We start from the raw sequence: 12,720 nt of genomic DNA, 5'->3' as shown, positions 1-12,720 counted from the left end.
GAGGTGCCGGAAAGGCACCCCCACTCCGACGACGTAGTGGAACAGAGCGTTCCAAAACGTCGGGAGACTCCACCCCCGGATCGGGAACAGGCTGTATCAGAACCGGGGCTCGCCCAGGGCGGCGCGGAGCGGCTGCGAGGATGACGCCCGTGCGCATCCCAGCGAGCACCTACCGGCTCCAGGTCACCGAGGACTTCGACCTCCTCGACGCCGCGCGCACGCTGACCTACCTGCACGACCTGGGCGTCGACTGGGTCTACCTGTCCCCGGTGCTGGCCAGCGAGTCGGGCAGCGAGCACGGGTACGACGTCGCCGACCACTCGGCGATCGACCCGAGCCGCGGCCGCGCCGCGGGCCTGGCGGCGCTGTCGAGCGAGGCGCGGCGCCTCGGCATGGGCGTGCTGGTCGACATCGTCCCGAACCACGTCGGGATCGCCCGACCGTGGGAGAACGCCTGGTGGTGGCACGTGCTCACCCACGGCCCGGAGTCGTCGTACGCCGACGCCTTCGACATCGACTGGGAGGCCGGCGACGGCCGGATCCTGGTGCCCGTCGTCGGCGACGACGACCTCGGCGACGACGGCTCGATCCACCACCTGCGACTCCTGGCCGGCGAGCTGCACTACCACGACCAGCGGTTCCCGCTGGCGCCCGGGACCGCCGGCCCCCAGGAGACCGACGCCGACGCGGTGCACTCCCGGCAGCACTACCGGCTGGTGTCCTGGCGTCGCGGGGACGCCGAGCTCAACTACCGCCGGTTCTTCTCGATCAGCACGCTCGCGGCGATCCGGGTCGAGGACCCCGAGTGGTTCGCGCGCTCTCACGAGGAGGTGGCCCGCTGGTTCGCCGACGACCTCGTCGACGGGCTGCGGATCGACCATCCCGACGGGCTGCGCGACCCCGCGAAGTACCTCGACGACCTCGCCGAGCTCACCGGCGGCGCCTACGTCCTGGTCGAGAAGATCCTCGAGCCGGGTGAGCGGCTCCCGGACGCGTGGGCGACCGCCGGGACGACCGGGTACGACGCCCTCGCACTCGTCGACCGGGTGCTGACCGACCCCGCCGGAGAGGCGCCGCTGGGCGCGCTCGAGGACCGGCTCCGCGGGGAGACCGTCGACTGGCCCGCGCTGATCCACGGCACCAAGCGCACGGTGGCGGACACGACGTTGCTGACCGAGACCCGCCGGATCGCCCGGGAGCTGCGGCCGCTCGTCGGCGAGGTCACCGAGGACGCGCTCGTGGACGCCGTCGCGGAGCTGCTCGCCTGCTTCCCGGTCTACCGCTCCTACCTGCCCGAGGGCCGCGACCACCTCGAGCAGGCCTTCGCCGCCGCCCGGCGCCACCGGCCCGACCTCACCGGCGTCCTCGACGCGGTCGCCCCGGTGCTCGGCGACGGCGCCGCCGGCGCCACCCAGCGGTTCCAGCAGACCAGCGGCATGGTGATGGCCAAGGGGGTCGAGGACTGCGCCTTCTACCGCTGGGCCCGGCTCACCTCGCTCAACGAGGTCGGCGGCGACCCGTCGGAGTTCGCGGTGGCGCCGGACGATTTCCACGCCGCGATGGCGACCCGCCAGGCCGAGCGCCCCCACGCCATGACGGCCGCCTCGACCCACGACACCAAGCGGGCCGAGGACGTCCGGGCGCGGATCGCGGTGCTGGCCGAGGTCCCGGAGGTCTGGGAGCACGCCCTCGACCGGCTGCTCGAGCTGTCCCCGCTGCCGGACGCCGGGTTCGGCAACCTGCTGTGGCAGGCGGTGATCGGCTCGTGGTCGGAGGACCCCGCGTTGCGGGATCGCCTCCACGGGTACGCCGAGAAGGCGATGCGGGAGGCCGGCGACCGCACGACCTGGACCGACCCCGACCCGGCGTACGAGCAGGCGGTGCACGCCGCCGTCGACGCGGCGTTCGACAACGACCGGGTGCGGGCGGTGCTCGACGAGGTGCTCCTCGAGGTCGGCGACGCCGGCCGCAGCAACGCGCTCTCCGCGAAGCTGCTCGGCCTCACGATGCCCGGGGTGCCCGACGTCTACCAGGGCTCCGAGCTGCGCGAGGACAGCCTGGTCGACCCCGACAACCGGCGCCCGGTCGACTTCGACGAGCGGCGGCGGCTGGTGGCCCAGGACCGCCCGGACCACCCCAAGCTGCGCCTGGTCCGCGAGGCGCTGCGGCTGCGTCGCGACCGGCCCGAGCTGTTCACGACGTACGCCGCCCTCGACGCGAGCGGCGACGCGGCCGACCACGTGCTGGCCTTCGACCGCGGCGGCGCGGTCACGGTCGTGACCCGGCTCCCCCGCGGCCTCGCCCGGCGCGGCGGCTGGGGCGACACCGAGCTGGCGCTGCCGGCGGGTCGCTGGCGTGACGAGCTGTCCGGACGGGTGGTGCGCAGCACCGGCCGCGTCCCCGTGGGCGAGCTGCTCCCCGACGGCCCGGTCGCGCTCCTGGTGGCGCTGCCGGAGCAGCCACGACGACGCGGACCGTACGACGTCTGGGCCCCGCGTCCGCACCAGGTGCGGCTCGTCGTCGACGGCGACGGCGGTGGGGTGGTCGCGATGACGCGCGGCCCGGACGACTGGTGGCGGCCGGCCGGACCGCTGCCGCCCCGGGCGCTCGAGCCGGACTGCCGCTACGGCTACCTGCTCGACGGCGACGGCCCGTTCCCCGACCCCCGCGCGCGCCGGGTGGCCTGGTCCGTCCACGACTGGTCGGTCACCTTCGACGCTGCCGCGTTCGGCTGGACCGACCAGCACTGGCGCGGCCGACCGCTCGCCGGCGCGACGATCTACGAGCTCCACGTCGGGACCTTCACCCCCGAGGGCACCCTCGACGCCGCGACCGAGCGGCTCGACCACCTGGTCGACCTCGGGGTCGGGTTCGTCGAGCTGATGCCGGTCAACGCGTTCAACGGCGAGCACGGCTGGGGCTACGACGGCGTGCTCTGGTCGGCGGTCCACGAGCCGTACGGCGGCCCCGCGGCGTACCAGCGCTTCGTCGACGCCTGCCACGCCCGGGGGCTCGGCGTGATCCAGGACGTGGTCCACAACCACCTCGGGCCCTCGGGCAACTACCTGCCGCGGTTCGGCCCGTACCTCGTCGACGGCGACACCCCGTGGGGCGACCAGGTCAACCTGGACCGCGAGGGGAGCCACGAGGTGCGGCGGCTGGTCCTGGACTCGGTGCGGAGCTGGTTCACCGACCTCCACGCCGACGGGCTCCGGCTCGACGCCGTGCACGCGCTGGTCGACGAGTCGGAGACGCACCTGCTCGAGGAGATGGCCACCGAGGTGGCCGCGCTGGCGGCGTACGTCGGCAGGCCGTTGTTCCTGGTCGCCGAGTCCGACCTGAACGACCCGCGCGTGATCACGCCGCGCGAGGCCGGCGGACTCGGCGTCGACGCGCAGTGGAGCGACGACTTCCACCACGCGCTCCACGTGGCGCTCACCGGCGAGACCGACGGCTACTACGCGGACTTCGAACCGCTGGGCGCGCTGGGGAAGGTGCTGGAGGATGGCTTCTTCCACGACGGCACCTGGTCGTCGTTCCGCGGCCGCGACCACGGCGCACCGCTCGACCCCCGCACCCCCGGGTGGCGGCTGGTCGTCGCGAACCAGAACCACGACCAGGTCGGCAACCGCGCACGCGGCGACCGGCTCACGGCCCAGCTCGACGACGACCAGCTGGCCGTCGCGGCCCTGGTCACCCTGGCGTCGCCGTTCACGCCGATGCTGTTCATGGGCGAGGAGTGGGGCGCCTCGACGCCGTTCGCGTTCTTCACCGACCACCCCGAGGAGGAGCTCGGCCGGGCCGTCACCGAGGGACGTCGGCGCGAGTTCGCCCGGATGGCTTGGGGCGACGTGGAGGTCCCCGACCCGCAGGACCCCGCGACGTTCGCGGCGTCGAAGCTCGACTGGTCCGAGCCGGCGTCCCGGCGCGGGCGGACCCTGCTCGGCGTCTACCGCGCGCTGGCCGAGCTGCGCCGGACGCTGCCCGCGCTCACCGACCCGGACCTGCGGGCCACGTCGGCCGAGGTCGACGAGGAGGACCGGTGGCTCCTGGTGCGGCGAGGTGCCGGCCCCGACGCCGTGGTGGTCGCCGCGTGCTTCGGCGACCGGCCGGTGGAGCTGCCGCTCGCCGACGGGGTGACCTACGCCGTCGCGTTCGCGACTCCCGGCGCCGACCTGGCCGTCGGGTCGGTCGTGGCCGACCGGCTCCGGCTCCCGGCCCACACCGGTGTCCTGCTCCGGCCCGCCACCCCGTCGGGCGAACCCGTGTGAATCGCCGACCCGTCACTTGTGCAGGTTCGACACCCGCCGAGCCGTCACTTCTGCAGCTCGGGAACCTGCACTGGTGACGGCTCACCCGCATCTGAACCTGCTGGACTGACGGGTCGCGCCTCCTCACGGAAGCCGTAGCGCTCCCACCAACGGCGGAGCGGGCCGGGGGCCCACCAGTTCCACTCGCCCAGCAGCTTCATCGTCGCCGGCACCAGCAGTGCCCGCACCACGGTCGCGTCGATCGCGATGGCGACCAGCATGCCGACGCCGATCATCTTCATGAACAGCACGTCGCTGAAGGAGAACGCCCCGATCACCACCATCAGCAGCAGCGCGGCCGAGGTGATGATGCCGCCGGTCTTCTGGACGCCGGTCGCGACCGCGAGGTCGTTGTCGTGGGTCGCGTCCCACTGCTCCCGGATCCGGGAGAGCAGGAACACCTCGTAGTCCATCGACAGCCCGAACAGGATGGCCAGCATCAGGATCGGGTTGGTGAGGTCGAGGAAGCCCTGCGAGGTGAAGTCGAGCAGGCCCTCCAGGTTGCCGTCGCTGAAGATCCAGGTGACCACGCCGAACGACGCGGTGATCGACAGCGCGTTCATCACGATCGCCTTGACCGGCAGCACCAGCGACCCGAAGGCCAGAAAGAGCAGCACCACCATGACGACGAGCACGACCAGGCCCATCCACAGCAGGTTCTCGGCCAGCGAGGCCTCGAGGTCGACGGTCTCGGCGGTGAGGCCGCCGACCAGCGCCTCGCCGGTCGCCGGCTCGACCGCGCGTACGTCGACGAGCAGGTCCTGGGACGCCTGGGTCTGCGAGTTGCCGTCCCACGACGCCCGGAGCAGGGTCACGTCGCCGTCCTCCGCCACCGGCTGCACCGCGGTGACGCCGTCGACCGCCTCGAGGTCGCTCGTGTAGGCCCGGACGTCGCGGGCGTCGGTGCCGTCGAGCACGATCGTCGCGGTCGAGGTCTCCGACCCGAACTCGTCGGCGAGCTTCTCGGTGGCGACGTAGGACGGGGCGTCGTGGGGCAGGATCCGGTGGTCGACCGAACCCCACTTCACCCCGAGGAACGGCGAGGCCAGCACCAGCAGGCCGACCGTCACGGCGACCAGGACCAGCACCGGGCGGCGCATCACGCCGGCCGCGATCCGCGCCCAGGCACCCGTGCCGTCGGCGACCGGACGGCGCCTCCGGAACACCCGGCCGCGGTCGATCCGTCGGCCGAGCAGACGCAGCGTCGCCGGGAGCACGGTGAGGGCGGCGATCATCGCGACCAGGACGGCCGCGATCCCGCCGTACCCCATGGAGCGCAGGAACGCCTGCGGGAAGACGAGGAGCGACGACATCGCCGCGGCGACGGTCAGGCCGGAGAACAGCACGGTCCGTCCGGCGGTGCGCATCGTGGTGGTCAGCGCGTCCCCGACCGCCGTGGGGTCGTCCACCGGCCGGAGGGCGAGCTCCTCGCGGAACCGGCTCACGACGAACAGGGCGTAATCGATCGCCAGCCCCATGCCGAGCAGGGTGATCACGTTGATGGAGAAGATCGACACGTCGGTGACGAGGGTCAGCAGCCGGATCACCGCCATCGCGCCGACCACGGCCAGGGCCCCGACCAGGACCGGCATCGAGGCGGCGACGAGGCTGCCGAAGATCAGCACGGCCAGGATGGCCACGACCGGCAGCGAGATGGTCTCCGCCCGGCGCAGGTCCTGCTCGGTGGACTCGTTGACGTCCTGGAAGATCGCGAAGGTGCCGGCGAGGTCGGTCTGGAGCCCCTCGGCCTCGAGGTCGTCGGCGATCTCGTCGAAGCTGTCGAGGTAGTCGTCCTGCGACTCGCCCTCGAGCGAGATCAGCACCTGGGTGCTGTGGCCGTCGCGGCTGACCAGGTCGGGCGACCGGGTGTCGTAGTAGGTGACCACCTGGGTGGTCGTGCCCTCGGGGATGCCGGCCAGGGTGTCCTCGACGCGCTGCCGGAACTCGGGGTCCTGCACCCGCAGGTCGTCACTGGAGTAGATGGCCACCACGTCGACGCCGTGGTTGCCGACGGTCTCGCGCTCGCGCGCCAGCGCCTGCGCCGACTCGGTGTCCGGGTCGTCGAAGCCCCCCTGCGAGAGCGATCCGAAGACGCCGGCGCCGTAGGCGCCCGCGGCGAGGGTCAGCGCGAGCGCGGCGAGCAGCACGGCCACGGGTCGGCGGACCAGGAACCCGCTCCAGCGATCGAGACTCTTCCGACCGGCCATGGGACACACCCTTCAGGAAAGTGAACGGTGTAAACCGTAAACGGTGTAAACTGCCCGCGTCAAGGCCCGCCGACCCCTCGAGGAGCCACCCGCGTGACCCACACCGGTACGCCGCCGCTGACCCGCCGCGAGCGGCAGCGGGAGGCGACGTACGACGAGATCGTGGGGTCGGCGCGCGACCTGCTCCGGGCCGGTGAGGACCTGTCGCTGCGGGCGGTCGCGTCGCGGATGGGGATGACCGCGCCGGCGCTCTACCGCTACGTGGCGAGCTACCAGGAGCTGGTCGACCTGGTGGCGTTCGAGATCGACAAGGCGGCCACCGAGGAGTTCCGGGCGGCGGCCGCGACCCAGCCCGACGACGACCCGCTGGCCCAGCTGATCTGCGCCGCGGTCGCGTTCCGCCGGTGGGCGCTGCGCGACCGGTCGGAGTTCAGCCTGGTCTTCGCCAACCCGGTCGCCGACACCGCGTGCGTGCGGCGAGAGCTGCTGACCGCCGCCACCTCGGGTCACTACATGAACGGGCTGCTGGTCGCGGTGTGGGAGCAGTACGACTTCCCTCACCCCGACCTCGACGACCTGGATCCCGACCTCGCCGAGACCCTGCGCGAACCGTTGGTGCCCATCGACCCGGACGCGGTGCCCGACGGGCACCAGGGCCTGCTCTGGGTGTTCCAGCAGGCCTGGGCGACGCTCTACGGGACGGTCACCCTCGAGGTCTTCGGCCACCTCGACCCGCGGATCATCGAGAGCGGTGCCCTGTTCGAGGAGATGACGGCCGCCTGGCTCCCCCGGCTCGGGGTGGACGAGGCCGACCGCCAGCGCTACCGGTCGCTCCTGCGCTCCGAGATCGCCCGCTGATTCGGATAGCTGGACGCCGAAATCATCGTGCGGCGACCCGAAACCGTGATGGTGGCGTCCAGCTATCCACCCAACAGCTCGTCGACCCAGGCGGGGACGAGCGAGGTGGCAGGGCCGCGGCGCGACTCGGTGAAGTCGTCGCTGGTGTCGCTGGCGTCGAGGTTGAGCTCGAGGGTGCGGGTGCCCTGGGCGGCGGCGTACTGGACGAACGCCGCGGCGGGGTAGACCACACCCGACGTGCCGACCGAGACGAACAGGTCGGCCGCCCACAGCGCGCGCTCGATCTGCTCCATGCCGTGCGGCACCTCGCCGAACCACACCACGTCAGGCCGGAGGTACGGGCGGCCGCACGCCGGGCAGGGTGGCCGGTCACCGAGCGACCCGGTCCAGTGGCTCCGCTCGTCGCACGCCGTGCACCACGCCGAGCGCAGCCGGCCGTGCATGTGCAGCACGTGCCGCGAGCCCGCCCGCTCGTGGAGGTCGTCGATGTTCTGGGTGACCACGAGCAGGTCGTCGCCGAGGTGCTGGTCGAGTCGTGCGAGGGCCCGGTGGGCGGCGTTGGGCTCGACCCGGGCGAGGGCCGCGCGTCGCTCGTCGTAGAACCGGTGCACCAGGTCGGGGTCGGCGGCGTACGCCTCGGGCGTCGCCACCGCTGTGGGGTCGTGCCCCTCCCACAGCCCGTCCGCGTCCCGGAACGTCGGCAGGCCGCTCTCGGCGGAGATGCCGGCGCCGGTGAGGACCAGCACGCGCACGCCCTCACCACCTCCCGGACCGCGGCCACGACCCGGCCATGATCTCACCGACGCCGGCGCGGCTCCGGGCTACCAGAGGGGGGCGACGGGTCCCACGAGGAAGAAGGTGACGAAGCCGATCGTGTTGTTGAACCCGTGGGCCAGGATCGAGGCCCAGAGGGTGCGGTAGTGGATCCGGAGCACGCTCCACACGACGGCGTCGACGGTGACGACGGCGATCCCGACGACTCCCTGCTCGGCGTGGGCGAGGCCGAAGAGCAACGAGGAGCCGACCACACCGGCCAGGACACCGACCCGACCGTCGCCCGCCGCCTCGCGCAGCCGGGTGAACAGGTAGCCGCGGTAGGCAAGCTCCTCCCCGAAAGCCGCCAACGTCCAGCTGAGGACCAGCAGCGCGACCAGCATCCCGACGTTCCCCTCCAGGCCCCCGAAGCCACTGAGGTCCTGCTCGTCCCCCGAGAGGCGGGTGACCACGGGCAGGACCACTCCGAGCTGGAGCACCGACCACACGGCCGCGAGCAGGAGCATCTTCAGGGCCAGGACCGGCCGCGGACCCCGGCGCAGGCCCAGCGACCCGAGGCCCCGGCGGCGGACCAGCAGCGACACCCCCGCGAGCGCCAGCAGCACCAGGGTCGGCAGCCACAGGTCGAGCAGGACCGCGACGGCCGCGACGACGACCTCGAGGACGGTGACGAGCCGCCACCTCCGCCGCCGGACCGCCACCGACGGACGGCTGCCCGGCGTCCTCTCGAGCCTCCTGGCGTCCGTCATCGACCGCACGACCTCCGGCCCCAGCACACCCGGTCCCGCGGCACGAGGGGCAGGGCCGGAAGCCCCGTCCGCAGGGTCCGAACGACGCTGGCACAGGGCGCGCGACCCGACCTACGCTCAGGCGACCTCTCGGGGACGCGTCGAGACCCGGGAGGGGCAGTGGAGGACCAGGTCAGGAACGGCCGCGGATGGGTCAGGCTCGGCTCGGTCGCCTCCGTGCTGGTGGTGCTCGCGGTGGTCGCCGCCCAGGTGGCCTTCACCTCGTCGACCTCGCCGCGCGAGGAGGTGGTGGCGTTCCTCGACGAGGCGTCGGCGGACCGCCAGCGCTTCCTGGTCTCGGTGGTGCTCTTCACTGCCTTGGCGTTCCTCGTGGTCCCGGTATTCGTCGCCCTGCGAGAGGCGCTGTCCCGTCACAGCCGGTCGCCCCTGCGGCTGGCCCTCGGGTTCGCGATCCTCGGCGCCGCGTTCAGCGCCGGCGCCGACGCCACCCAGGTGGCCATCGGCGCCTCCACCCTGGAGTCGTGGCCGGACGCCGACAGCGCGCTGCGCGAGGTGCTCGCGGCCGACGCCACGACGCTCCTGTGGCTCGGCGACACCCTCACGTCCCTGGCTCGGCTGGCGTTCGGGCTGGCCGTGGGCGCCGCCAGCCTCGTCATGCTGGGGGCCCGGACGAGGCTGTGGCGGATCACTGGCTACACGGGCCTGGTGGCCACGATCGGCTCGCTCCTGGGCTCCTTCGAGCTCGCGGCCGTGGGCCTCGAGCTGGCCTGGGTCGCCGGCCTGGCGGCGCTGCTGATCTGGTTCCTGCTCACGGCCGCGGGCCTGTGGCGGGGTGACCCGGTTCCCACCGGGCCGGATCACTGAGCCGAGGCGGGGTGCGCCTCACCCAGCGGGCAGCTCGGTACCTCGTCGGGTCCCCGGAGGGCGGTCCTCGATCAGCCCGCTCGCGACGAGGAGGGCACGCAGCGCCGGCGGTGAGGTGAACTCGTGGGCGTCCATGCCGACCGACCGCGCGCCGGCGACGTTCGCGGCCGAGTCGTCGACGAACAGGCAGTCCCCCGGCGCTCGGCCGCAGCGGCGGGCGGCCTCGACGAAGGCGGCAGGGTCGGGCTTGGCCAGGCCGAGGACGGCGGAGCTGATGACCACGTCCACCTCCGTTCCCAGTCCGAGCGTGTCGAGGTCGCGGGGCAGTCGGGTGGTCGCGTTGCTGAACAGCGCCACGGGCACCGCGACCCGCACCTCCCTGACCAGGGTGAGCACGTCGTGGTCGACCTCGCCCGCGGGGTGGGACCAGGCGGCGACGGCGTCCTCAGCCGCGGCCCCGAACCGGCGAGCGAGCCGGCGGGTGATCTCGGCCCGCCACTCCCCGTCGGACAGGACTCCGGTCACGGCGTCCCGGAGCAGCTCGTGGTCGTCGAGCGCGGCGGCGACCAGGGCCCCCTCCGGCAGGCCGGCTCGCGCCTCGGCGCGGCCCATGATCGCCGGGTCCCAGCGGCGGAGGACCCCGTCGAGGTCCAGCACCACGACGTCGGGTCGAGCTCCTGTCGACACCACGACCTCCCTGCTCCAACGCGTTCTCGACAGATGTAGAGTAGCGGCTCGACATCTGTAGAGGAGCGCCGTGTCCACCTTGCCCGACGCCCCACCCGGGTCCACCACCACGACGGGAAGCAGCGCGGCGTGCTGCGCCTGCTGCTCGGCCTGACCCTGGTCAGCACGACCGGTCGCGGCGTGTTCTTCGCGGTCTCGGTCCTGTACTTCACCCAGGTGGTGGGGCTGAGCGTGCAGGGGGTCGGCCTCGCCCTCACGCTGGCCGCGGGGGTCGGTGTCGTGGCGTCCTCCGTGGCGGGGTTCGTTGCCGACCACGTCCCGGCCCGACACCTCATCGCGCTGACCATGACGGTGGAGGCAGGAGCGCTGCTGGTCCTCCCCTGGGCCTCTTCCCTGCTGACCTTCGGGATGCTCGCGGGTCTGGAGAGCGGGATGAACCGCGGGTCGGCGACCGCCCGGCAGACCCTGGTGGCCCGGGCCTTCGTCGGGCCGGAGCGGACCACCGCCCGCGCCCGGATGCGGGTCGCGACGAACCTCGGCATGGGACTCGGCTCCGGAGCGGCCGCCGTGGTGCTGCTCGACGGCGGCGTCCATGCTTTCCGCTACGCCATGACGGCGGCCGCACTCACCTACCTGGTCGCGGCGGTGCTGGCACTGCGCATGCCCGTCGACCACGTCCCCACGGCGCGGAAGACTGGCGACGACCGGGTCGAGACGCCGCGACACCGGCCGTGGCGGGACCGGCGCTACCTCGGCCTGACCTGCGTCAACGGCGCTCTGGTCACCCACTTCGCCGTCATCGAGATCGGGCTGCCCATCTGGCTGGTGACGCGCACCGAGGCACCGGTGGCCCTCGTCAGCGGGTTGCTCGTGCTCAACACGTCCCTGGTGGTGCTGCTCCAGGTGAGGCTGAACCGCGGCTTCGAACGCGTCGACCGCGCCGGGCGGGCCCTCCTCACCGGTGGCTCTCTGCTGGCCACCGCGACGATCGCGTACGCCGCCGCGGCCTGGGGCGGTCCGGTGGTCGCCTCCGTGGTGTTGGTCCTCGGCGGCGTGGCGCACGGGCTCGGGGAGATCCTCACCTCGGGGGCGGGCTTCTCCCTCTCGTTCGAGCTGGCCGACGCCCGCGCGCCCGGCGCCCACCAGGGCTTCTACGGCACCGGACAGGCCCTCGGCATGATGGCCGGGCCGGCGCTGGTCACGCTCGTCATCGCGCTCGGCCCGCGCGGGTGGCTGCTCTACACGCTCGGGTTCGCCGTGCTCGGACTGGCCGGCCGGGCGCTCGCCCGAGCTCAGTAGTACCAGGGGAACGGCGACCAGTCGGGCTCGCGCTTCTCGAGGAACTGGTCGCGCCCCTCCTGGGCCTCGTCGGTCATGTAGGCCAGCCGGGTGGACTCGCCGGCGAACAGCTGCTGGCCGACCAGGCCGTCGTCGATCAGGTTGAAGGAGTACTTGAGCATCCGCTGCGCGGTCGGGCTCTTCCCGTTGATCTTCCGGCCCCACTCGAGCGCCTCGGCCTCGAGCTCCGCGTGGGCCACCACCTTGTTGACCATGCCCATCCGGTGGGCGTCGGAGGCGTCGTACTCGTCGCCGAGGAAGAAGATCTCGCGGGCGAACTTCTGCCCCACCTGGCGGGCCAGGTACGCCGACCCGAAGCCGCCGTCGAACGACCCGACGTCGGCGTCGGTCTGCTTGAACCGAGCGTGCTCGGCGCTGGCGAGCGTCAGGTCGGACACCACGTGGAGGCTGTGGCCGCCGCCGGCGGCCCAGCCGTTGACCAGGCACACCACGACCTTCGGCATGAACCGGATCAGCCGCTGGCACTCCAGGATGTGCAGCCGCCCCAGCCTCGCCCGGTCGACGGTCTCGGCCGTCTCCCCCTCGGCGTACTCGTACCCCGCGCGGCCCCGGATCCGCTGGTCGCCCCCGGTGCAGAACGCGCGCTTGCCGTGCTTCGCGCCGGGCCCGTTGCCGGTGAGCAGCACGCAGCCGACGTCGGAGGAGGTGCGGGCGTGCTCGAGGACGCGCAACAGCTCGTCGACCGTGTGGGGCCGGAACGCGTTGAGGACCTCGGGCCGGTCGAAGGCGACCCGGACCGTGCCGTGCGCCCGGGCGCGGTGGTAGGTGAGGTCGGTCAGGTCGTCGAAGTCCGGCACGTCGTCCCACTGCTCGGGGTCGAAGGTCTCCGACACCCCGTCGATCGCGGTCATGGCGCGCACGCTATCGCCCCGCGTGTCGCGCGGAATCCTCACCGGCCGCACGGTGTTGTGG

General features: G+C 73.1%; 9 protein-coding genes. 4 read left to right on the top strand and 5 right to left on the bottom strand.

Translation table 11 applies throughout. The features are described 5' to 3' along the window. The first annotated feature begins 149 nt into the window (after positions 1-149). The gene (gene treY / locus ACQ1X7_RS00525) at positions 150-4,271 is read left to right on the top strand and encodes a malto-oligosyltrehalose synthase (RefSeq protein ID WP_432476191.1); all 4,122 of its coding nucleotides are present in this window, start codon (positions 150-152) and stop codon (positions 4,269-4,271) included. A gap of 44 nt (positions 4,272-4,315) precedes the next feature. Here treY and ACQ1X7_RS00520 read toward each other — a convergent pair whose 3' ends face one another. Beyond that, positions 4,316-6,517: an MMPL family transporter gene (locus tag ACQ1X7_RS00520; protein ID WP_432476190.1), complete on the bottom strand. Its 2,202-nt coding sequence runs from the start codon at positions 6,515-6,517 to the stop codon at positions 4,316-4,318. 93 nt (positions 6,518-6,610) lie between these two features. On the opposite strand from ACQ1X7_RS00520, the gene ACQ1X7_RS00515 reads away from it, so the two are divergent. Further along, positions 6,611-7,375: a TetR/AcrR family transcriptional regulator gene (locus ACQ1X7_RS00515; RefSeq protein ID WP_432476189.1), complete on the top strand. Its 765-nt coding sequence runs from the start codon at positions 6,611-6,613 to the stop codon at positions 7,373-7,375. A 62-nt stretch (positions 7,376-7,437) separates the two neighbouring features. Here ACQ1X7_RS00515 and ACQ1X7_RS00510 read toward each other — a convergent pair whose 3' ends face one another. Next, the gene (locus ACQ1X7_RS00510; protein WP_432476188.1) at positions 7,438-8,127 is read right to left on the bottom strand and encodes an NAD-dependent deacylase; all 690 of its coding nucleotides are present in this window, start codon (positions 8,125-8,127) and stop codon (positions 7,438-7,440) included. A gap of 69 nt (positions 8,128-8,196) precedes the next feature. Continuing rightward, a complete protein-coding gene (locus ACQ1X7_RS00505; RefSeq protein WP_432476187.1) occupies positions 8,197-8,898 on the bottom strand; it encodes a CPBP family intramembrane glutamic endopeptidase in 702 nt (233 codons plus the stop codon). 159 nt (positions 8,899-9,057) lie between these two features. Between ACQ1X7_RS00505 and ACQ1X7_RS00500 the strand changes: the two genes are divergently transcribed. Next, positions 9,058-9,762, top strand: a complete 705-nt coding sequence (locus tag ACQ1X7_RS00500; RefSeq protein ID WP_432476186.1) for a DUF4386 family protein — start codon at positions 9,058-9,060, stop codon at positions 9,760-9,762. An 18-nt stretch (positions 9,763-9,780) separates the two neighbouring features. Here the strand turns inward: ACQ1X7_RS00500 and ACQ1X7_RS00495 are convergent, their stop codons facing one another. After that, positions 9,781-10,449 (bottom strand): HAD-IA family hydrolase, encoded by a 669-nt coding sequence (locus ACQ1X7_RS00495; RefSeq protein ID WP_432476185.1) that lies wholly within the window; start codon positions 10,447-10,449, stop codon positions 9,781-9,783. A 129-nt stretch (positions 10,450-10,578) separates the two neighbouring features. Here ACQ1X7_RS00495 and ACQ1X7_RS00490 point away from each other — a divergent pair, with 129 nt between their 5' ends. Further along, positions 10,579-11,748, top strand: a complete 1,170-nt coding sequence (locus tag ACQ1X7_RS00490) for an MFS transporter (protein ID WP_432476184.1) — start codon at positions 10,579-10,581, stop codon at positions 11,746-11,748. On the opposite strand, the gene ACQ1X7_RS00485 is transcribed toward ACQ1X7_RS00490, so the two are convergent. Beyond that, complete coding sequence (locus ACQ1X7_RS00485; protein WP_432476183.1) at positions 11,742-12,659, bottom strand: 1,4-dihydroxy-2-naphthoyl-CoA synthase; 918 nt, start codon at positions 12,657-12,659, stop codon at positions 11,742-11,744. The genes ACQ1X7_RS00490 and ACQ1X7_RS00485 overlap by 7 nt on opposite strands. Positions 12,660-12,720 lie beyond the last annotated feature (61 nt).

The organism is Nocardioides sp. GXQ0305, from assembly GCF_050880345.1.
Classification (GTDB): domain Bacteria; phylum Actinomycetota; class Actinomycetes; order Propionibacteriales; family Nocardioidaceae; genus Nocardioides.
Note: the sequence above shows the minus strand (reverse complement) of the source record. Positions and strands in the feature narration are given on the sequence as shown.